Genomic DNA, 22,187 nt, shown 5'->3' with positions numbered 1-22,187 from the left:
TGAGCTACACGCCTAATGTTGCGCCACCATCGATCACCCATTCCTGCATGGTGATTTGCGTTGCCGCTTCGGACAATAAAAAACGAACCACCTGTGCTATCTGTTCAGGTTCTGCAATTTTTCCAAGCGGAATGCCTGTACGAAATTGGGTTAAGTCCCCCTCTAATACGCGACTTGGTACTTCATCATTCGTCCAAAGCTGTTGTTGCATGGCTGTCCGTGTTGAGCCAGGGGCAACAATATTGCAGCGAATACCATGACCTGCAATTTCAAGGGCAAGGTTACGGCAATAGTGGCTTAAAGCCGCTTTGGTGGTGGCATAGACACCCATATTCATACGTGGCATACGTGCAGCATTGGAACTGATCACCACGATATTGCCTTGATTTTTTGAACAAAAATGTTGAGCAATCTGTTGCAGCCAAAAGACAGGAGCTCTGAGATTGACCCGATAGGAGTCCTCCCAGTCTTGTTCTGATATTTCAAGGAGTTTGCCCATTCGTAAAATACCAACAGCATGGACAAAGCCCGCGACCTGATGTGTGCTGAGGAGCTGCTGTAAGCAGTTTTGGCTCTCTTGCTGTTGTGTAATATCCAAACAAATCGCAGAAAAATTTTCCTGAGTAGAGTCAATTGACCATGCGGATATCGCTTGTTGATCAATCCCAATCACACGAAAGCCGTGTTGAAGTAAATCTTGACAAATTGCTGCACCAATACCTTGAGCAGCGCCAGTCACAATGACACTATTTTGCATTTTTAAAGTTTTCCTGACTTGCGACGAGGGGCATTATTCAATGCTTTTTATATTTTTGCAAATGATTATCATTATCAAAAATTACTATAATTTGATGAATGTTCATGGATTTTTCATATTTGTTTTGTTTGTATTTTAATCTGAAATTTTAGTATAAATTATTAAAAACAATGATTTATATTTAATAATGGAAATTTAAAATTTATAAAATAATAATTATTATCATTTACATTATCAAGAATATTTTGTTAGATTGCGACATCTTTTGCTTTCTAGCCTGTCTCATTATGCTGAACACGTTGCCTGTACATCCGCTCTTGCAGCATCCTGATTTAGGAAGTGAGGCATGGTGGAATCTGTTGTCACAACAGGGAACACCGCTGTGTGAAGTGTTAGCACATGGTCGGGTCTGTCTGAGTTTTGTGGTACGAGGGCAGGCAGAGCAACGCTATTTTATCGATGTATATTCACATACAGCGCATATTACTCAGCAGTTGACTGAGCTAGAGGCAATTGCAGATAGCGATGTCTATGTTTGGCAAGCTGAGTTTACTGCGGATTGGTTGGGGAGTTATAACTTGATTGCAACTCAGCAGCCTCCGCCTAAAGCGCCTGCACACATTCGCTCATGGTGGTGTGAGCGTCTGCAAGAGAGTGTGGTAGATGTTTATAATCCGCTAAGGTATCGCACAGCCATGAGCAGTTGTGTGCATTATATTGATTTGAAACAACAACTAGCAGGTTGTTTTTTAGATCAACCTCGGACAGTCCCCAATCTGTATTTTTGGCATCGTTCAGATGCTGCACAACCCCGTAAAATCTGGTGGTGGGACAGCAGTTCACTCAGCCCCGTTGTATCCTCACCAGCCGCCTTGCCGATTGTCTTATTGTTTGATGGGCAAATATGGGCTGAGCAATTGTCTATTTTTCCAAGCTTGGCGCAGCTTACCCAACAGCAGCAAATCCCCGCGGCTCGTTATGTCTTGGTCGATAGTGTTGATGTGGCTCTGCGTTGGCAAGAGTTGAGCTGTGATACTGATTTTCTCAATGCCATTCTACAGGATTTATTGCCCAAGTTATTTCCTGATGCTGCATCGGCTACGCTGATTGTGGCTGGACAAAGTTTAGGTGGTTTGTCTGCGCTCTATATGCTGAGTCAGTTTCCTGACAGGTTGGCAGGTGTGGTGGCGTTGTCCAGTTCGTTGTGGTGGGAAAATGCGCAGGGACGATTTTCAGCATTGTTCGCTCAAGCTTTGCCTGCCATGCAAGCACAGCCATCGCGTATTTATTTGGCAGCAGGCGTTTTGGAGCAGGATATGCGCCAAGATTCCGAAGATTTTTTTCAACAATTTCAATTTTCTTTATCGATAGACTACCGCACTTTTCAAGGTGGTCATGACTGGGTGTGCTGGTTTCATCCGTTATTGCAAGGGATTCAGCACCAGCTTCAATTACATTAAAACAAGGTTTTGTTATGTCAGAGCTTCAAGATCATTATCTCAATCCATTTGATGATACACAGGGCGAATTTTTAGTTCTAAAAAATGCCCAAGGCGAATATAGCCTGTGGCCGACATTTAAATTACAGCCTTTGGGCTGGAGCAATGTCTATGGGCCAAGTTCCCGTGAGGCCTGTCTTGAGTATGTGACTCAACACTGGCAATCCATTCAGCCTTTTCAGTCATCTGCCTTGAACTGAAAGAGAGATTTTTATGACCTCAGTACTCAACAATAAGATTTTAGAACATGAATTAAAGCTGCCACTTTTATCGACACAACAAGGTATTTTTTTGGCAGATCATTTAAGTGAAGTGGCAGGCTTATATAATATTGCGCATTGTCTTGAGCTGCCTGCTCAGTTGAATTTAGATGTTTTCAGGCAAGCCATTCAGCAAGGTTTGCATGAAGCAGATTCAGTATTAGCCGAATATTCTACACTGCCTGAAGAGGCATATTTGTGGCTCAATCCCGACAAAGTCATCAATATTGAATACTTTGATTTTCGTCATTTGAACCAAGCCGATGCGGTGCAACGTGTTTGGGAATGGATGGACAGTGACCGTTTGCAACCGAAGTCTTTACAACAGCAATCTCAGCCGTTGCTAAGACAAGTGCTGTTTCAAACTTCGGAGCAGATTTTTTGGTATCAGCGTTATCATCATATTATGCTCGATGGTTTTAGTTTGACCAAACTCAGCAAACGGGTTCTGGAGATTTATAAAGCATTATTGGCACATCAGGCGGTTTCAGCAACACCGTTTACAGGGATGCTCAGTGCTGTGCAAGAACGACAGCATTATGTAGAGAGTGAGCAATTTCAAAAAGATCGAGACTTTTGGCACAGCTATAGCCGTGCTTTGGCGACACCTGTCAGTCTAAGTCAGCAGCATCAGGCAGCACACACGACAGCCGAGTTTTATAAACATCAAATTGTCTTGAGTTTAGGGATTACTCAACAAATTCAGCAACTTGCACAACAGCAACAGCTTACTTTGCCTGATTTGATGATGGCACTGAGTGTGCTGTACTTGCACCGTATGACACAAAAGACCCAATTGGTGGTTGGTGTGCCATTTATGCGCCGTTTAGGTTTTAAAGCACTGCGAGCCAGTTTACCTACGGTGAATGTGCTGCCTGTGCAATATCAGGTTCAAGCACAGGACAGTTGGCTGAGTTTGGCACAGCATATACAACAAACCAATAAATTGATTCGCCCACATCAGGCGTATGATGCTGAGCAGATTTTACGAGATTTAAAAGCCGTTGATGCTGAACAGCGCTTATATGGCCCTGTATTGAACTATAAAGCGTTTGATGAAGATTTTCAGATTCATGGTGAAACAGTAACTACGCATCACGTGTCCACGGGACCAATTGATGACTTTGAGTTTTCATTTTTGCTGCAACAGCAGAAGTTAATGATTGAACTCCGTGCTGATCGGGTGCGTTATACTGAAACTGAACTTGCAGCCCATGCACAGCGTTTAAGTTTATTGTTAGAGCAGTGTTTGGCAGAACCCAATACCGCCTGCTATTTATTTAAAATTTGTAGTCAACAAGAAGAAAAAGCGTTGCTCGCGTATGGCACAGGGCCACAATTTAGCCATCCGACAAAATACAATAATGTCTTAGATATTTTCTATGAGCAGGCTAGTCGCTACCCTGAACGTACAGCGCTGGTGAGTGGTGAAAGCACAGCACTGACTCGAGTGACTTTTGCGGAACTGGCACAGAAAATTAACCAAATGACCCGCTATTTGTGGTCGATGGGAGCCAAGAAAAATACTGTGATTGCTGCGGCAATTCCACGCTCTACCGAATCAATTGTGGTGATGCTATCGGTACTCAACAGTGGTGCTAGTTTCTTGCCACTCGACTTGGATTATCCGATCGACCGTATGGGCATGATGTGTGAAGATGCGCATCCACTCTTTGTCTTGACCCATCAACATTTACAACAGCAGTTGCCTGAGGGTGTTCGGCAGGTTTATCTCGATGATCGCGCAACGCAGCAACAGATTGCGCAGCAACCTAGCGAACAGATTTGGGCTGAGCAGCGCGAATTTGCTTTCCAAGATGTTGCCTATGTTATTTTTACTTCAGGCAGTACAGGTCGCCCGAAAGGTGTGATGAATACACATGGTTCATTGTTGAACCTGATCTTGTCGCATCGCGAAACCGTGTATCAACCTGTGCTAGAAGCAGTAGCACAGCGTTTCCCTGAGCGTACTCTACGTGCAGCACATACCCATTCATTTTCGTTTGACTCCTCATGGTTACAGATTTTCTGGATGCTCTGGGGACAAGAGCTGCATATTTTTGATGAAAATATGCGCCGTGATGCCTATGGATTGGTACAAGAAATTCAGCAGCGTCAAATTGATACACTGGATTTACCGCCTTCGTTTTGTGCACAGATGATCAGCAACGGATTATTTGCACCTCACCAGCATCATCCGCGTTTAATCTTGATTGGCGGGGAAGCAGCACCTTTGTCGTTATGGCAGCAGCTCAACGCTCAACCTGAACTCTTTGCCCACAATTTATATGGTCCTACCGAATATACAGTCGACACTTTCCGAGCGGAACTGAAACAGACAGAACGCCCTGTGATTGGTCGTCCGATTGGGAATACTTTTGCTTATGTGCTTGATCAGAAACTTAATCCATGTGCGACAGGAGTGATTGGTGAGTTATATATCTCAGGCTTCGGAATTGCCAATGGTTATCTGGGGCGTGCCGATTTAAGCAGTACCCGTTTTATTGCCAATCCATATTTGCATGGTCAGCGCATGTATCGTACAGGGGATTTGGTTCGCTGGAATGAGCAAGGTAAACTTGAGTTTATGGGACGCTGTGATGACCAAATCAAAATTCGTGGGTATCGGGTTGAGATTGGCGAAGTCGAAAATGCGCTTTCAGTGTTACCTGATGTGGAAAGTATCGCGGTTATTGCTGAGCCAATTCATAACAGCCACCGTTTGCTTGGTTATTGTGTGGTACGAGATGTGACGTTGACCCCTGACATTGCCGAGCAGCGTGCACAGTTTTATCTGGAGTTGTTACATCAGCGTTTACCTGAGTACATGGTGCCCTCGGCTTTGATGGTTTTGGCTGAGTTCCCACGTAATGTCAGTGGAAAAATTGATAAAAAAGCCTTGCCTCGTCCACAGGCATCCAGTAAAGCCCAAGCTCCGCAGACTGATTTGGAAAAGCGCTTGTGTCAGGCGATGGCAAAAGTCTTGAAATTGGATGCAGTTGGTGTAAACGATGACTTTTTTGCGATTGGTGGTGACAGTATTTCTGCGATCATGCTGTGTACTGAACTGCGTCAACAAGGTTATCTGCTCAAACCAAGTGCGGTCTTTCAGCAAAAACGTGTCGCCCAGTTACAGCATAGTGTTCAGCAACAAACTCAACAAACTCCTGCGGTTGTAGCGTCAGTACCCCCTGAAATTTTGGCAAAAGTCCGCCAGCAGTGGGGTGAAAATACTCAGGCTGTTGCACTATTGCCTTTACAAAAAGGCATGTTGTTCCATACACAAACAGAGTCACACAATGCACGTTATAGCGCATTTACCCATATTCGTTTGCAAGGTCAACTGGATCAGTTGCGCTTACAAAAAGCCCTGAATGCTGTCTTGCTCAAACATCCGCAGCTTTCAGGGCATTTCGATGAGCAACTGGCAGATGAGGCGATTTTTGTTTATGACACCGTGCCGACCTCAGATTTTCCATTGCACTGGTTTGTAACCGATCATGCCGATTTGGCTGTACAGATTGAACAGGTGATTCAGCAGCCTTTGACCGTAGATCAGCCGTATGGTCTGATTCGTGCGGTGGTGTTACAGCATGAGCAGCACTATGAGTTGTTGATTTTGGTTCATCATTTGATGACCGATGGCTGGTCAACGCCGTTATTCTTGGACGATTTTTTTGCAGCCTATCAACAGCTTGAACAACCCCTTGTGACATTGGCACAGCCATATGATCGCGTGATTACCGAATTGATTGCTCGACCTGTGACAGAAAGTCAAAGTATTTGGCAGCAAGATTTGCAAGGCTGTACGGGGCTGAATCTATTTGAAAAAAATCAGCAAAAACCTGTCCAAGAGCATCTGTATACGCTGAGCCCTGAACTGTCTAGCCGTTTACAGCAGCAGCTTAAACAACAAGGCATTACCTTAAATGTCTTTATGCAAATGCTGTGGGCGATGTGGTTAGCACAGTACAGTCACCGTGAAGATATTGTATTTGGAACACCTGTAGCGGGGCGCTCGGCTGCCATTACGGGACTGGAACAACAGATTGGGCTATTCTTAAATACTGTGCCTGTTCGGGTACAATTAGACATGCAGCAGAACTTGTGGGCACAACTCGCAAGTTTGCAGCAACAACATGTTCGCCATTTGGAGCATGATGCACTGGGTTTAAGTGAAATTCAGGCACTGACAGGACAAAACTCGCTGTTTGATAGTTTGTTAGTGGTGGAAAATTATCCTGACCATCGTTATGAAAATTATCAATTGGATCAGTTGCAGGTCAATGATATCTCTAACCGTGGATATAGCCATTATCCATTGGCATTATTGGTTATTCCTGACATGCAGATTCAATTGATTTTAGAGCAGCGTGGTGTACTGTCACAGCCTGTACATGTTTTACAGCGCTTAGAACAATGGATTGAGATTGCGCTGCAACAGCCTGATTTGCCTGTGTGCCAATATCCGCTACAGGTTGCAGCAGAGCGGGCGCTACTTCAGCAGATTCAACAGACGGCACAGCCTTTGTCCGTGAATACCTTGCAGCAGTTATTGCGTAAATCTTATCGTGAATATGCCACACAGCCTGCTTTAGCTGATCAACAGCATCAACTGAGTTTTAGCCAAGTAGAGCAGCAAATTTATGCCTTGGCACAGCGTCTACAGCAGCAAGGTGTACAGGCAGGGGATATTGTGGCGGTGGCATTGCCACGTTCAGTGCAACTGAGTCTGGCGATTTTGGCGGTGATTGAACTCGGGGCATGTTATTTACCGCTTGATATACAGCTACCAGATGAACGACTGGCGTTTATGCTTGAAGATGCTCAGGCACGAGCGGTAATCACCACTTCAGCTTTGGCAGCACATTTCCCAAGCACGTTGATACAGATTGAGTTCAATGATTTGCTTGCTACACCGATAGATGTCAGTACTTATCAACCCAATACGATTTCACAACATGCAGCGGCTTATCTGATTTATACCTCAGGAACAACAGGTCGACCAAAAGGCGTACAGGTTTCACATCAGGCGATTGTCAACCGTATTCAGTGGATGCAATCTCAATATCCACTCACAGCGCAAGATGTGATTTTACAAAAAACGCCGTGTGGGTTTGATGTATCAGTTTGGGAATTTTTCTGGTCATATCTTGTCGGTGCGCAATTGGTGATGGCACCTGTCAATGCCCATCAGGATCCACAAGTATTGTGTCAGTGTATTGAGCGTGATCGTGTCACAACAGTGCATTTTGTCCCATCCATGCTTGCGGTCTTTGTACAGTACTTGGCACAACAACCCTGCGAGTTGCCATTGCAACGGGTATTTTGTAGCGGGGAAGCCCTCCCAACGGCATTGGTTAAACAATTTGTTCAGTACAGTCGTGCCGAATTGCATAACTTATATGGACCAACTGAAGCCGCAGTCGATGTCAGCTACTATGATGCACGTCAGGCACTTCAAGGCACAACATCAAACAGTATCCCGATTGGATTCCCTGTTTGGAACACGCAATTGCATATTTTAGATCAATATTTGCGTCCTGTGGCTTTGGGCGTAGAAGGTGAGTTGTATCTGTCGGGAACACAACTGGCATTGGGATATCTGGGACAAACGGCTTTGACCGCACAGCGTTTTGTTGCTCATCCTTTTGCTGAGGGTGAGCGGATGTACCGCACAGGCGATCACGCTTACTGGCTGGACAATGGCGCTGTGCAATATGTCGGGCGGGTTGACGATCAGCTTAAAATCCGTGGGCAGCGAATTGAACTTGCTGAAATTGAACAGCAAATTCGCCAATGTATTGATATTGAAAATGTCGTGGTACATGCCATTGATTTTGCTGAGGAATCAACATCATCTCAACATGCGCTCGGTGATCAACGTCAATTGGTGGCTTATTTACAACGTGAAGATGCTCTCAATCAGATTGAAGAACAGCAATTGCGACAGACCTTGCAAAAGCGTTTACCGATGTATATGCAGCCTGTTGCTTATGTCGTTCTAGCCCAATTGCCTGTCAGTCATAATGGTAAATTAGACCGTAAAGCCTTACCTCAGCCTGAACGCATGCAGCAGCAAAATACACAACGTCTAGCACTGAGTTTGACGGAAGTTGCATTGGTCAGTATTTTTCAAAAATTGCTTGGCACACAGCGTGATTTGCACGTTCAAGATGACTTTTTTAGTTTAGGTGGGCACTCATTGTTGGCGATGCAATTGGCAATTGAAATTCGTAAACAGTTTCAGGTGCAAATTCCTGTCAGTCAAATTATGGCAGGTGCAAGTATTGAGAAACTGGCAGAGTACATTACCCTTAAAGATCGGCTACATCAGGTACAACAGACGGGTTTAGACGAAATTTTACAGATTCGTCAGGCACAAACCACACCTGTGTTTTGTATTTATCCAGGATCAGGAGCAGCATGGCAATACAGTATCTTAAATCGTCATATTCACCCTGAGATTAGTTTAATTGGCTTACAGTCACCACGCCCAACAGGCGCATTGAGTCAGAGCCAGTCTATGCAGGCATTGGTTCAGTATCATGTCGAGCAGATTTTAACGCTGCAACCCGAAGGTCAATATTGCTTACTCGGTTATTCGCTAGGTGGCATGATTGCCTATGGTGTAGCAGAACGTTTGCAGGCACTGGGTAAAACGGTGGCGTATGTTGGGCTACTCGACACCTATCCTGCGGAAATTCATCCTTGGGACGATGAAAATGCAGAGGCAATTACTCAAGAGGCTGAACAGGAACAGTTACACTTCTTTGAGCAAGTTTTAAGTGATGCTGATGAAACCATGCTTGCAGAAACAGAGCGTTTACAAGCGGATATTTTTGCCAATTATCGTGATGCTGTACGCTTGTTAAGAGCACATAAAACGCCGCATTATCATGGGAAAATACATGTTGTAGTCGCAGAAAAATCCTTACCCAACTATATTCAGCCTGAACGGGATTGGTCAGGCTTGGTTGGAGAGTTACAACTGACCCGTTTGCCTTATGCCACACATGAAGATTTATTGGCGCCTGAAACTTTTGTGGAACTTGGGAAAATTTTAAATCATGAATTGTGTCAGGCATTGGCTGTGGTGAGCGGTTCATGAAACGTTCTTTAATCACAGATTTTAGTCTGTTAAAACACAATCGACATTTTAGAGATGTGTTTATCGCTCGTACCGTATCATTACTGACAATTGGCATGTTGGTGGTGGCAATTCCTCAACAGGTTTTTCAACTGACGCATGACTCCTTGCAGGTTGCAATTGCAATGGCATGTGAGGGAATTGCAATGTTTGTGGGCTTGCTGTTTGGTGGTCTGCTGGCGGATCGCTATGATCGTAAACGACTGATTTTATTGGCACGTAGCTTGTGTGCCTTTGGTTTTATGGGTTTGGCAGTGAATGCCATGCTGACAGAGCCTCATTTAGCGACGATTTATGCTTTGTCAATTTGGGATGGCTTTTTTGGGGCGATTGGTGTAACGGCGATGATGTCTGTGATGCCGATGATTGTCGGGCGTGAAAACTTACTGCAAGCCCGTGCAATCAGTATGGTTGCTGTGCGCTTGGCAACGGTTATTTCTCCCGCGGTTGGCGGAATTTTGATTGCCAGTACTGGTGTGGTCGCTACCTTTTGGGTAGCAACCATTGGCACAGTGCTGACGGTCTTACTCTTGCTGAATTTACCGAGTCTAAAGCCCAAACTAGATCTTGATCGCAAGGCATTTTCACCACTTAAACAATTGTGGCAAGGTATCGAATTTTTACTACAGCATAAAGTCGTGGGTGGCACGGTATTGATCGGAACGGTGTTGACCTTTTCGAGTGCCATCCGCATCACTTTTCCTGCACTGATTGAAGATGTTTTTCATGCGGGCGCATTTGAATTGGGGCTACTTTATAGTGCTGTACCTTTGGGCGCGACATTGGGCGCATTGTTTAGCGGTTGGGTTGCAGCTTTGCAACGTCCAGGGCAGACCATGTTATATGCTTGCTTGGGAACATTTGCCTGTTTCATTTTGATGGGTTGTATCACACAGCTGAGCTTTGCCTTAGCCATATTGGTCGTCTTTGGATACTTGATGGCTGTAGCAAACTTACTGCAATACACGATTGTACAAGGACATACTCCTGACGAATACTTAGGTCGGATCAATGCCATTTGGCTAGCACAAGATGCCTCAGGAGATGCGGTTGCCACTTCGGCATTGGGCGTTTTGGGTAAATTAACATCGCTAACGCAAAGCCTTGTGACCTTTGGAACAGTATCGTTGCTGATCGGATTGCTCGCTGTATTTAAGTTTGAAAGTGTCCAAAAAGCACCCTTACAAGATCCAAGTTTATCAGTAGATTAGTGGTCTAAAATCACAGAAACGACCTAAATTAACAGCCAGCAAGTGCTTTGCTCGACTGGCTGTTGTTATTGATCGGTGATTTTTTTAATTATTGACATAAAAAGTATTAAGTTGAGGCTTGCCATGCCCATGTCAGCACTTCATGTTCATTCATTTGCCAATAGATCCAGTAGCAAGGTAAAAGTTGATGCTGTTTGGTGAGTTCGGCACGAAGACAAAAGCCTAAGCGTTGTTGTTCTAAGTCCAAGGCAATTAAACTGGCTTCTAAAAAATCAACGTAGTGTTGTACATGCGGATAAATAGCTTTATATAAACTTTCTTTGGCTGAAAACAGCAAAGTTAATGCGGGGCTTGTCCCTAAATGCTGTTGTAAAACACGCCAATAATTTTGCTGTTCTTGACGCTGTAACAGAAGCGGGAGCATCGCATCTGCCTGACAGGCATCAATATAGCGTTCAACATCCACCCCCAAATATAGTGCAGACTGACTCACCAAAACAACGGCAGTTTCGGCATGGTGACTGATACAGCCTAAAGTGCCAGTGGGCCAAATCGGCAAACGCTGTTTCTCATCCGTAATGTTGTAATGTAGACCATAGCATTGCCAAAGCAGTGATTGAGCCAATAGACGTCCTACAAAAAACTCATGCTGGCGTTTAGCACTCGCATGTTGCATATAGCTTGGCATGGCAAAATATGATCCACTTTGTGTGGCAATCAGCATTTCAATATTAGATTTTGCTAAAAAAACATCATGATGAAGCTGTTGTTTCTGCAAAGGAAATACAACGTCTGAATCTTTAAAAAAGTCGATAAAATTCATAGAGAAAAATTAAATATTAACCGTAAATAACGGGGTGGAGATGCAGTCTTGCGCACACAAAACTTAATAATAAATTAATTATAAATGAGAATTATTTATATTTTCGTTAATATTATGTTAATATCGCCAAGGTCTTAAAAGTAAACGTTTTATGAAAATATAGAGCGTTTTAAGCAAGATCTTTTGAGGTGCTGTCATCGAGGTTGACGACATTATTTTTCTAAGCGTCAAGATACAGCATCTGTATTTACAGATTTAAAATGATTTTAGGAATATAAATGAAATTATATCCACAATTATTGGCCTTTACTGTGGTCAGCTTAATGGCAAGTCAGGTTTTTGCAGAAGATACAGCGCAGACAGAGGAGGACAACGTCACTCAGTTACCGAGTATTGTTGTTTCTGCATCTTTAAAAGAAGAATCTGTTGATAAAGCACCTGCATCTGTCAGTGTGGTCACAAAAGAAGAGATTGCCCGCAGTGCAGCAACCAATGTGGCTGAAGTATTGTCGAGACAAGTTGGGGTGGTTAACTATAACACTGGACAAGATAAAATCACGATTCGTGGTATGCGTGATACATCAGGCAGTTACACTCTAATTTTGCTTAATGGTAAACGCATGTCATCATTGGGTGCATTATGGCGTGGAAACGACTTTGACTGGAGCGCGATTCCACTCAACAGTATCGAACGAATTGAAGTGATTCGTGGGCCAATGTCATCATTGTATGGCTCTGATGCAATGGGTGGTGTGATTAATATCATCACCAAAAAGGCAGAAGCAGGAAAACTGACAGGGACGGCTTATGCCCAATACAATCGTCTTGAAAATGGTGATGGGCGTAACCAATTCAGTTATGGGACATCGGTACAAGGTGGATTAACAGATCAACTCAGCTTCAGTTTATCGGCTGCAGTAACTGATAAAGATGCATGGTACCGTAATACCAAAGACACTTCAGCCAGTAACTATGAAGGCGCTTATTTTGTTGAAAAACAAAGCCAAAATGTCATGGGAACGTTGACATGGGATGTGAGTGATCAGCAAAGTGTCGACTTTGATGTTGGTTATAACCATGATAAGCGCCCATTGACTTATGACAGCGCAACGACTTATGCATCTCAAGAAATTAATCGTACCAATCTTGGGTTGACGCATCGTGGAAAATGGGGTTGGGGGTCAACAGAAGCTTATATCGGTTATGAGCGTAGTGATATTGATGATAATGATTCAGAATATGACACACCGCAACAACGTAGTTATAAGCAGGAAAACTTACTGGCGCGTGCATTTGCTAACTTTGACTGGTGGATCAACAGCACAACCGCAGGGGTTGATTTTAAAAACCAGAAAATCACCGATAAAGTTTCTTATTCTAGTGGTGGTAATGAGCAAAAAAGTTACGGCATTTTCACTCAAAATGATACCAAGCTGCGTGATGACCTGACTTTAACATTAGGCGCACGTTATGATGACTTTGACAATTTTGAGGGCAAAGCGACTGCCAAAGCTTATTTAACCTATGAGTTTTCCCCAGGGGTGGTCTTAAAAGGTGGTTTTGGTCAAGCCTATAAAGCACCGTCACCTTATCAGCTTGATTCAAACTATAAAATGATCAGTTGTGGTGGTAGTTGCTATATTTATGGTAATTCAGATTTAAAACCAGAAGAAAGTACCAACTATGAAGCTTCATTGGTTGTCACCCGTCCAAACTGGAATGTGAGTGCCACAGTATTTGAAAATGATGTCAAAAACCTGATTGAGCGAACAACCAATACAGGAGCAAATAGTGCGACAGTGCCTTATCGTTGGGGGAATACAGCGCGTGCCGAGTTCCGTGGTGTTGAATTAACAGCAGGTTATCGTTTCAATGATCGTTTAGGAATTAAAACCAATGCCACTTATTTGGAGTCTACAAACAAAGCGACAGGTAAAGATTTGACTGAGCGTCCAGAATGGACAGCCAATGCAGCACTGGACTGGACTATCGTAGAACAGTTTAAAGCAACTGTTGCAGCAAATTATATTGGGAAACAATGGTATAACTCAGCAAATACCATCAGTTTACCAAGCTATACCACGTATGATTTAACCTTCTCTACACCTGTTAGCAAGAAACTTACAGTGGACTATGGTGTACGCAATTTGACTGATGTTAACTTGGAAGATAAAACCACTTACTTTGCGACCAAGCTGTATGGACGTAACTACTTTGTCAAATTATCTTATAATTTCTAAGCGTTCGCTCAAGCAGTGAATATAGCAAAACAGCAAAGTCTAGTTAGACTTTGCTGTTTGATTTGAGAAATACTAAGCAAAAAAGATTTACTAAATGCATTTAAATCGTAATTCAGTTGATCCAAGTCTAGCAGGTAATGTAGGGATTGTAATTTCAGATAAAACAAAGATTTCTTTATGCATAGTTGAACAAAAAAGATTTGCCTCTTGATAAACATATGCTTTATTTTTGAGTGAAATACCAATTCCTGGAGTTCCATCTTTTTTACCAATAAAGTAAGAGTTTTGTCCTATTGGAACAACGCCAGTGCTTGAACATCCTGTAATAAAAATTATAGGAATCAAATAAAATAAACTACGCATAGCTTTTTCTTCTAACGATTGAAAAATAATATTTATTTTATTTCTGTAGGGCTACATCGAAATAAAAAAGTTGATTTATCTCAAAATAAACCTGACGAATAAAAATATCTATAGATTATATATTTAATTTTTTGTGCATCGATAAAGATCGTGGACAAGCCGAGCACAAACGTGTATATCGGGGGGCAGAAAAATGGAGTGAATTTTATGCCCTCAAACTCGCAGCAGCATCCCCCTGCATTTTTATCCAAACAGCGCATTATTGCACGGACTGGATTTAACCGTTGGCTTGTACCACCAGCCGCTTTAGCGATTCACTTATGTATCGGAATGGCATATGGTTTTTCGGTATTTTGGTTGCCATTGTCTAAAGCATTAGGGATTAGCCAGTCGATTCCTTGTGTGCCCGATATTGGATTTTTTCAGCAACTTTTTGTGCATAGCTGTGATTGGAAAGTTTCTACGCTTGGCTGGATGTACACCTTATTTTTTGTACTGCTTGGAAGCTCTGCCGCAATCTGGGGTGGGTGGTTAGAACGGGTTGGCCCACGTAAAGCAGGTTTAATCAGTGCTGTCTGCTGGTGTGGAGGCATGCTCATTTCTGCTTTTGGCATTTATATCCATCAATTTTGGCTAATGCTGCTTGGTTCTGGTGTGATTGGGGGGATTGGTCTAGGACTTGGTTATATTTCGCCTGTCAGTACCTTGATTAAATGGTTTCCCGATAAGCGGGGGCTGGCAACAGGCATGGCGATTATGGGTTTTGGTGGTGGTGCGATGATTGGCTCACCTTTAGCCGTTGAACTCATGGCATATTTTTCAACGCCAACCAGTATTGGTGCAGTACAGACATTTGTCGTCATGGCGCTGATTTACTTTGTATTTATGGTCAGTGGTGCATTGGCATATCGTATTCCTGCACAAGGGTGGACGCCCGACAACTGGCAGCCTCAGCCGAAAAAACAGCAGTTGATGACTCCACATCATGTCCATGCCCGTAAAGTTTGGGGAATTCCACAATTTTGGTTGGTATGGATGGTACTGTGTATGAATGTTTCCGCAGGGATTGGCATCATTGGAATGGCATCTCCCATGTTGCAGGAAGTTTTTGCAGGGCAGTTAATCGGGCTACCTGATTTAAGTTTTCAGTCCTTAGATGATCAGCAACTCAAAAAAGTCGCAGCCATTGCTGCAGGTTTCACGGCATTACTGAGCCTATTTAATATTGGCGGGCGGATTGTCTGGGCAAGTCTGTCCGATCAAATCGGGCGTAAAGCAACTTATACGGTATTTTTTATTTTCGGCGGATTGCTGTATGCCAGTGTTCCATTTTTTGCTAATGCTGGCGAGAAGCTCTACTTTGTCGCTGCAATTTGTTTAATCATTAGTATGTATGGCGGTGGTTTTGCCACGATTCCTGCATATTTGGCAGACTTATTTGGTACGCAAATGGTGGGTGCAATTCATGGACGTTTACTCACGGCATGGGCAACCGCAGGGATTATTGGCCCTGTTGTGGTCAACAATATGCGTGATTATCAATTGGCTTTGGGAATTCCTGCCAGTCAGGTCTATAATCAAACCATGTTGATTTTGGTGGGTTTACTGGTTATCGGTCTAATCTGCAACTTATTGATTCGTCCTGTGGCTGCCAAGCATTTTATGAGTGCTGAACAACTGGCTGCTGAGCAGAAATTGATGCAAGATCGACAACACGCCGAAATACAAAATTTACATGCAGTGACCGATCAGCCTGTACAGACAACGCCTGTACTTTGGGTGGTTTTGGCGTGGATGGCTGTAGGTTTGCCATTGCTGTGGGGTGTTTATCGTACTTTGCTGAGTATGCGAGCATTTTTCTAAGATTGAACAGGGCGGTTTTCACAATCGCCTTTTTTATGATGGATCGTGTATCACCTACCTAAATTATCTCCCAATCATTAAAATGGATCTTCATACATGACTCTCATTTTCTTTGCGGCACTATGCAGTGTTGCGGTGTCGATTGTTTTGAAACAATTCAAGCAACGAGATTTTTCAGCTTTGCAAATGATTGTCTGGAACTATGTCACCGCAAGTCTTTTATGTTGGTTGTGGTTTAAACCCGATTTTGCTCATTTAAATATTCATGATACGCCGTGGTGGCTGATTGGTGTGCTCGGTGTGTTGCTACCCAGTATTTTCTTTTGTTTAGCCAAATCTTTACAGTATGCAGGCATTATTAAAACTGAAGTGGCTCAGCGCCTATCGGTCGTTTTATCATTACTTGCAGCCTATTTTGTGTTTCATGAACAATTTTCGAGTCTCAAATTATTGGGTGTAGCACTGGGTATTGCTGCGGTATTGAGCCTGATTGTTGCCAAAACGCAAGCGACTACTCAAACACAAAGCAGCAAGGCGGGATGGTTCTTGGCAAGTGTTTGGGCAGGTTATGCACTGGTGGATATTTTATTGAAATACAACAGTAGCTTAGGTCAACAATTTGCTTTGAGTCTGAATTTGATGTTTATGGTGGCAGGTGTTGCATCTGCAATTTTTGTCAGTCTGTCTAAACTAGAGCAGTGGCAAGTGAAGAATCTGCCTGCGGGTGTTTTGCTCGGTGTCCTCAACTTTGCCAATATCGCTTTTTATGTCCAAGCCCATCAATTACTCAAAGATGCACCTGCGGTGGTCTTTGTGGTGATGAATGTCAGTGTTGTGACTTTAGGTGTTTTGAGTGGTTTGATTTATTTTAAAGAAAAGCCAAATAAGATGACAGTTATTGGATTATTACTCAGTTTAATTGGTGTGGATTGCTTGGCCATGAGTATGACTTAGGCTCAAAATAGCCTAAGTCATACGGTTAAATTAAAGAATCGTAAACAACTCTTCTTTACTTAAGCGTGATTTTGGTAATTGGGCATTGAAATCTTTTTCACTGCGATAACCAAGCGTGAGCACGACAGAACTATGGAAACCTTGATTTACTAAGTCGAACTCCTGATTGACCGCAGCATCATCGAAACCACCGATTGGTGTAGCATCAATACCTAAAATCGGTGCAGCCAACAGTAATTCACCTAGTGCAATAAAGGTCTGGGTTTCCATCCAGTGCTGAATATTGCCTTTTTCATTGCGATAATAGTCGATATAGCCTGCACGGGTTTCACGTTGTGCCTGTTTGGTCGCTTCATCTTTAAAACGACCTGCAACATCATCCTGTGTGACTAAATGCTCCAAATAGTCTTCTGTTACATCAGTACGGGTACACAGCACAATCGTATGGGATGAGTCGAGAACTTTAGGCGCATTATAGGCATATTTGCCCGTCATACATTGGGCAATACGCTGTTTGGCTTCAGGGCTTTGTGCCACAATAAAATGCCACGGCTGAATATTGATGGATGATGGCGCGAGGCGTAACACTTCAAGTAATAAATCGATTTGGTCTTGCGGAATTTTTTTATCTGGATCGTAAGCTTTCGTGGTGTAGCGTTGTTGGGTGAGATTGAGAAGATCCATATGCTATCCTGATTCGGTCATAATTCGGTTTTAACTCATCATTCGATAATATGTGGACATTCTCTCAAAACACAACAAATTTACCGTAAGAGAATGCGTAAAATTGTGTGAAAGATCTCTTTTTAATAGAATCTAAACGCAGATTTAGAATTTATAACGTATAGAAAAATTCATAGAAATGGCTAGATTCTGCATCGTATTACAATCAAATTATTGTTTAAGTTCGGGTGGTAAATTCTTATTAATCATAAAACTATCGTAAAAAACATAGAACTTAGTAAAATACCAATACTAAAAGCTAAAGCTAAAATTTTTTTCTCTTGTTTTGCATTTTTTTTAATTTTTTTCCCCACAATAAAAATTAAAAATATAGAAAAATATGCAAAAAATTGGTTTAGTGAATACAAATCTTCGAAATAATTTATTCCTTTGCTTCTTTTTGCAAGAAGATAAAACATAAATACAGAGTAACCTGCCAGACTAAAAAATAAAGTAAGAAGAAAATTTACTTCAGACTTACTCATAATTTCGTTTTTCATAAAATCTGTTATTAAAAAATATAAATATAAATATAAATATAAAGGTATTTGTGACAGAAGTCTAAAGATTAGGTATCTTGAATTTGAGAATTTTTTTGGATTTTGATTAAGATACGCTTGCGAATCAAACCACTCACAGGTCGAATCAGATACCAATAGGGGCGAAAGCTAGACAATGCTTTTTGATCAACACAAAAAACACGTGTTTCAGTCGTGAGTTGTGTGTGCGTATCACTGATCTTTTCCGCGACAAAATGCAAGGTCAGTTTGGCTGAGCCTGATTCTGAAAATGCTAAAAAAGATGCTGCGTCAAGAATTGGCACTTGTCCATAATTAAGCTGCCAGAATTTTCCTGCCAAGCCCATCATCAATTCTCGCTGTTCGATGTGTTCTAATCGTGTGAAATTATCTAAACCGAAGGCTTGTTTAGAAATGCGTTGTTGCCCCGTGATTTTGTCAAGCAGTCTGATCGGCAGCTCTCTTAAGCCAATCGCCAATTTGAAAAAAGTATCATCATCACCCCGATAATTAAGCACAGCATGCATCACATCTGCTTGAGATGCTGCGATTTTTATCGAATGCGTTTCTATAAAATGATAGTGGGGTAGAAACTTATTGTTGATCGGCATTGTTTATTGAATTCATTTTTATGATGATTTGTTCTGATCATAGGGAGAAAAGTTGTAATCTGTCAAATATCCAAAATCTCACCAAATTTTAATGAGGTATTTTAAGCATTCCAATATTTTTAAATTCCTTTTAGAAGTAATGATCAGTTAGCTTAGTGACAGTTTTAAATTAAAGTTTAATCCGTGCGATAGAAGAAGATTCTTTGCTGTAAAAATAGAGGCTGCTTTGATGTGGTTGGTCTATATAAAATATAATGCATAGCTTATGAATAAAACTGCAAATGAGCGAAATGCTTAATCAGCAAACCTTTGAAAAATAAAACTTCTAAAGCAGAAAAAATGATTTAGGTATTCAGAAATCATAATGATTTAGAGTCACACTATTGTGCGCTAGACATGCTAACATAAAGCGCAAAATTTCCGTGTAGCTGGGTATATCAATGACTGAGGAAAGATTAACTCACCTTAAACAGCTTGAAGCTGAAAGTATTCATATTATTCGAGAAGTCGCTGCGGAATTCGAAAATCCCGTCATGCTTTACTCGATTGGTAAAGACTCAGCAGTAATGTTGCATTTGGCAATGAAGGCTTTTTATCCTGCAAAATTGCCATTTCCATTATTGCATGTGAATACTGGGTGGAAATTCAAGGACATGATCACTTTCCGTGATGACATGGTCAAACGACTTGGTCTTGAATTGATCGAACATAAAAATCTTGAGGGTATGGCACAGAACATTAACCCGTTCGATCATGGCAGCTCAAAATATACTGACATCATGAAAACGCAAGCCTTAAAGCAAGCGCTGGATAAATATCAATTTGATGCAGCATTTGGTGGTGCGCGCCGTGACGAAGAAAAATCACGTGCCAAAGAACGTGTATATTCATTCCGTGACAGCAAACACCGCTGGGATCCGAAAAACCAACGCCCTGAGCTTTGGAATATTTACAACGGTAAAGTCAACAAAGGCGAAAGCATTCGTGTTTTCCCATTGTCGAACTGGACTGAGCTAGACATCTGGCAATACATCTATTTGGAAAGCATTCCATTGGTTCCGTTGTATTTGGCGGCTGAGCGCCCTGTGGTTGAACGTGATGGTACATTGATCATGATCGATGACGAACGTTTCCCATTACGTGAAGGCGAAGTTCCACAAATGAAGTCGGTACGTTTCCGTACCCTTGGCTGTTATCCGTTAACTGGTGCGGTTGAATCAACTGCGGACACCTTACCGGAAATTATCCAAGAAATGCTTTTAGCCACAAGTTCTGAACGTCAAGGTCGTATGATTGACCATGATGAAGCAGGCTCGATGGAAAAGAAAAAGCAAGAAGGTTATTTCTAATCTCTTTAGAAATTTCCCCTAACCCCTCTTCAATAAAGAGGGGAGAACTCCCGAAAAAAATGGAGGAAAGTCCTCCTTTATCAAAGGAGGATTTAGGTGGATTTAAAGATTAAAAGCCGATTTCAACGAATTTGTGGAGTTTGAGCGATGTCGCATCAATCAGATTTAATTAGCCAAGATATTTTGGCGTATTTGAAACAACATGAAAACAAAGACTTATTGCGTTTTTTAACTTGCGGTAACGTCGATGATGGTAAAAGTACCTTAATTGGTCGTTTACTGTATGATTCAAAATTGATCTATGAAGATCAATTACAAGCCGTAACCCGTGACAGTAAGAAAGTCGGTACAACAGGCGATGCGCCTGACTTGGCACTTCTTGTTGATGGTCTGCAAGCAGAACGTGAGCAGGGGATTACCATTGATGTCGCTTACCGTTATTTCTCAACTGAAAAACGTAAGTTCATCATTGCTGATACTCCAGGACATGAGCAGTACACACGTAACATGGCAACAGGTGCATCGACCTGTGACCTAGCGATCATCTTGATTGATGCGCGTTATGGTGTGCAAACTCAAACTCGTCGTCACACGTATATTGCGAGCCTATTGGGTATCAAGAACATTATTGTTGCCATCAATAAAATGGACTTGGTGGAATTCTCTGAAGCACGCTTCAATGAAATCCAAGCGGACTATGCAAACTTTGTGAGCCAGTTGGGTGACCGTCAGCCAAGTAACATCGTATTTACACCGATTTCAGCATTGAATGGCGATAACGTTGTCAACAAATCACCAAATACCCCATGGTATACAGGTGAAACGTTGATGGGTACTTTGGAATCTGTTGAAATCAGCCGTAATACAGCAAAACATGATTTCCGTTTCCCTGTACAGTACGTTAACCGTCCGAACCTCGACTTCCGTGGTTTCGCAGGTACGATTGCACTGGGTGAAATTAATGTCGGCGATAAAGTTGTGGCTTTACCATCTGGTAAGTCTTCAACTGTCAAAGAAATCGTGACATTTGATGGCAATCTTGAGCATGCATTTGCAGGTCAAGCGGTCACATTGACTTTAAATGATGAGATTGACGTATCACGTGGCAACATGTTGGTTCGCGCAGATCAAGGTGTTCCAACCATTTCACGTTCAGTCAAAGCCACTGTGGTGTGGATGGCAGATCACCCATTGGTGGTTGGCAAGCTGTATAACTTGAAAATTGGTACGCAAACTGTTCCTGCTAAAGTGACAGCAATTAACTTCCGTACTAATGTCAATACGCTTGAGCATGTTCAGGTTGAAGCACTTGAGTTGAATGCAATTGCCAACGTGACCATCGAATTTGATGCGCCAGTGGTATTTGACCGTTACCAAGACAGCCGTTACACAGGTTCATTTATCTTCATCGACCGTTTAAACAACGTGACTGTTGGCGCGGGTATGGTTGAAGAGTCTGTGGAATGGACTGCGCATACAAGCCCAGTGACGGCTGAAGAACGTGCTGCACGTTTGGGTCAAAAATCTGCGGTATTGGCGGTGACTGCTGAAGTGTTTGCTCAAGCGCAACAGCTTGAACGCGCGTTACTTGAAACTGGTGTGGTTGCGATCGCGAAATCAGGTTTCACTGCTGAACAAATCAGCTTGCTTCGTGAAACAGGTGTTGTGGTGATTGTTGATGATGCTGAACAAGCAGATTCAAGCGTGACCCAAACTGATTTTGATGCTGCGGTTCAATTCATTCAAGAATTGGTACAGCTTTAAGTTTTAGTTGGCTTGGTTTGAGATGTTTCGGCGTCTCAACAGAGCAATAAAAAAGCCCAGTCTGTTGATTGGGCTTTTTGTTTCTGAGTGACATGAAATTTT

Annotated in this window: 15 protein-coding genes; 9 read left to right on the top strand and 6 right to left on the bottom strand. The window is 42.4% G+C overall.

Annotated features, from left to right (window positions below):
* Positions 1-4: 4 nt before the first annotated feature.
* Entirely contained in the window at positions 5-757 is a 753-nt protein-coding gene (locus tag LVY74_RS01245) for an SDR family oxidoreductase (RefSeq protein ID WP_237813482.1), read from the bottom strand.
* Between the two features lie 287 nt (positions 758-1,044).
* On the opposite strand from LVY74_RS01245, the gene fes reads away from it, so the two are divergent.
* Genes fes through entS form a run of 4 tightly spaced genes read left to right on the top strand, consistent with a single transcriptional unit; the run spans position 1,045 to position 10,877 of the window.
* The gene (gene fes, locus LVY74_RS01240; protein ID WP_237813481.1) at positions 1,045-2,217 is read left to right on the top strand and encodes an enterochelin esterase; all 1,173 of its coding nucleotides are present in this window, start codon (positions 1,045-1,047) and stop codon (positions 2,215-2,217) included.
* Positions 2,218-2,231: 14 nt separating this feature from the next.
* Positions 2,232-2,456 (top strand): MbtH family protein, encoded by a 225-nt coding sequence (locus tag LVY74_RS01235; protein ID WP_237813480.1) that lies wholly within the window; start codon positions 2,232-2,234, stop codon positions 2,454-2,456.
* A gap of 13 nt (positions 2,457-2,469) precedes the next feature.
* On the top strand, positions 2,470-9,627 hold the full coding sequence (locus tag LVY74_RS01230) for a non-ribosomal peptide synthetase (protein WP_237813479.1): 7,158 nt from the start codon (positions 2,470-2,472) through the stop codon (positions 9,625-9,627).
* The gene (gene entS / locus LVY74_RS01225; RefSeq protein ID WP_237813478.1) at positions 9,624-10,877 is read left to right on the top strand and encodes an enterobactin transporter EntS; all 1,254 of its coding nucleotides are present in this window, start codon (positions 9,624-9,626) and stop codon (positions 10,875-10,877) included. Before LVY74_RS01230 ends, entS begins: the two co-directional genes overlap by 4 nt.
* A gap of 106 nt (positions 10,878-10,983) precedes the next feature.
* Here the strand turns inward: entS and LVY74_RS01220 are convergent, their stop codons facing one another.
* Positions 10,984-11,700 carry a 4'-phosphopantetheinyl transferase family protein gene (locus LVY74_RS01220; protein ID WP_237813477.1) on the bottom strand — a complete coding sequence of 239 codons (717 nt, stop codon included), beginning with the start codon at positions 11,698-11,700 and terminating at the stop codon, positions 10,984-10,986.
* Positions 11,701-11,978: 278 nt separating this feature from the next.
* On the opposite strand from LVY74_RS01220, the gene LVY74_RS01215 reads away from it, so the two are divergent.
* Positions 11,979-13,940: a TonB-dependent receptor domain-containing protein gene (locus LVY74_RS01215; protein WP_237813476.1), complete on the top strand. Its 1,962-nt coding sequence runs from the start codon at positions 11,979-11,981 to the stop codon at positions 13,938-13,940.
* A 90-nt stretch (positions 13,941-14,030) separates the two neighbouring features.
* On the opposite strand, the gene LVY74_RS01210 is transcribed toward LVY74_RS01215, so the two are convergent.
* Positions 14,031-14,303, bottom strand: a complete 273-nt coding sequence (locus LVY74_RS01210) for a hypothetical protein (RefSeq protein WP_237813475.1) — start codon at positions 14,301-14,303, stop codon at positions 14,031-14,033.
* Between the two features lie 207 nt (positions 14,304-14,510).
* On the opposite strand from LVY74_RS01210, the gene LVY74_RS01205 reads away from it, so the two are divergent.
* Together LVY74_RS01205 and LVY74_RS01200 are read left to right on the top strand one after the other, a co-directional pair.
* Positions 14,511-16,166, top strand: coding sequence for an OFA family MFS transporter (locus LVY74_RS01205; RefSeq protein ID WP_237813474.1), 1,656 nt, complete (start codon positions 14,511-14,513; stop codon positions 16,164-16,166).
* Positions 16,167-16,262: 96 nt separating this feature from the next.
* Positions 16,263-17,120: a DMT family transporter gene (locus tag LVY74_RS01200; protein ID WP_237813473.1), complete on the top strand. Its 858-nt coding sequence runs from the start codon at positions 16,263-16,265 to the stop codon at positions 17,118-17,120.
* A gap of 30 nt (positions 17,121-17,150) precedes the next feature.
* Here LVY74_RS01200 and nfsB read toward each other — a convergent pair whose 3' ends face one another.
* The 3 genes from nfsB to LVY74_RS01185 all read right to left on the bottom strand — a co-directional run bounded on the left by nfsB (position 17,151) and on the right by LVY74_RS01185 (position 18,888).
* Positions 17,151-17,804 (bottom strand): oxygen-insensitive NAD(P)H nitroreductase, encoded by a 654-nt coding sequence (gene nfsB, locus LVY74_RS01195; protein WP_237813472.1) that lies wholly within the window; start codon positions 17,802-17,804, stop codon positions 17,151-17,153.
* Between the two features lie 245 nt (positions 17,805-18,049).
* Entirely contained in the window at positions 18,050-18,343 is a 294-nt protein-coding gene (locus LVY74_RS01190) for a hypothetical protein (RefSeq protein ID WP_237813471.1), read from the bottom strand.
* Positions 18,344-18,411: 68 nt separating this feature from the next.
* Complete coding sequence (locus LVY74_RS01185) at positions 18,412-18,888, bottom strand: hypothetical protein (protein ID WP_237813470.1); 477 nt, start codon at positions 18,886-18,888, stop codon at positions 18,412-18,414.
* A gap of 524 nt (positions 18,889-19,412) precedes the next feature.
* Between LVY74_RS01185 and cysD the strand changes: the two genes are divergently transcribed.
* The gene (gene cysD / locus LVY74_RS01180) at positions 19,413-20,321 is read left to right on the top strand and encodes a sulfate adenylyltransferase subunit CysD (RefSeq protein ID WP_111894356.1); all 909 of its coding nucleotides are present in this window, start codon (positions 19,413-19,415) and stop codon (positions 20,319-20,321) included.
* 147 nt (positions 20,322-20,468) lie between these two features.
* Positions 20,469-22,085, top strand: a complete 1,617-nt coding sequence (cysN, locus tag LVY74_RS01175; protein ID WP_237813469.1) for a sulfate adenylyltransferase subunit CysN — start codon at positions 20,469-20,471, stop codon at positions 22,083-22,085.
* Positions 22,086-22,187 lie beyond the last annotated feature (102 nt).

The sequence above is a fragment of the Acinetobacter sp. ME22 genome (genome assembly GCF_022012315.1).
GTDB classification, from domain to species: domain Bacteria; phylum Pseudomonadota; class Gammaproteobacteria; order Pseudomonadales; family Moraxellaceae; genus Acinetobacter; species Acinetobacter brisouii_A.
The sequence above is the reverse complement of the archived record's forward strand: the minus strand, read 5'-3'. Positions and strand labels throughout refer to the sequence as shown.